This window comes from Methylibium sp. T29 (assembly GCF_000576205.1).
Classification (GTDB): Bacteria; Pseudomonadota; Gammaproteobacteria; order Burkholderiales; family Burkholderiaceae_C; genus Methylibium; species Methylibium petroleiphilum.
The window spans coordinates 1-715 of sequence record NZ_AZND01000577.1; the positions used below are offsets into that span (position 1 = coordinate 1).

The window sequence follows — 715 nt, forward strand, 5'->3', positions numbered from 1 at the left end:
CGCGGCGCCGCGACCGGGCTGGTTCGCCGCGAGCGCCGTGATGACGGCAGCGGCCACGTTCTCGCTGTGGGCGTTACCGCCGCTCGCGGCCGCGGTGTTGGCGGTCCTGGCGCTGAGCCTGGCCTTCGCGGCCTGGCGCCCGGACGATGCGCCGTGGCTGCCGTTCGCCGGCCTGGCGCTGCTGGCGCTGCCGCTGGTGGCATCACTGCAGTTCTATGCCGGCTACCCGCTGCGGCTGCTGACGGCGCAGCTCAGCACCTGGGCGCTGCAGCTCGCCGGCCTGGAGGCCGCGCGCAGCGGCGCCGCGATGACGGTGCAGGGCCAGCTGGTGATCGTCGACGCGCCGTGCTCCGGCGTGCAGCTGGTGTGGCTGGGCTACTTCTGCGCGTGCGCCGCGGCGGCGTGGGTCGGGCTGCGCGATGCGGTGCTGCTGCGCCGGCTGCCGATGGTCGGCCTGCTGGTGCTGAGCGGCAATGTGCTGCGCAACACGCTGCTGGTCGCGCTGGAGGCGCGGCCCCAGGGGCTGGGCGAGGCCGCGCACCAGGCGATCGGCCTGGGGGTCACGGCCGCGGTGTGCGCCGCCGTGCTGGTGTGGACCCCGCGTGAACAGGAGAAGGAGCTGCGCCATGCAGACCGTCATTGAGTGCCGGCACCACGAGCCGCTGGCGCGCTGGGGCGCGGCGTGCGGCGCCGGGCCGCGCCGCTGGGTGGCCTG

At 75.9% G+C, this 715-nt stretch carries 1 protein-coding gene; it reads left to right on the top strand.

Going from position 1 to position 715, the window contains the following annotated elements; translation table 11 throughout:
* Positions 1-643: exosortase Q (xrtQ, locus tag x551_RS22925; protein WP_036252168.1), on the top strand; the 643-nt coding region annotated here is incomplete at its 5' end.
* Positions 644-715: the final 72 nt, after the last annotated feature.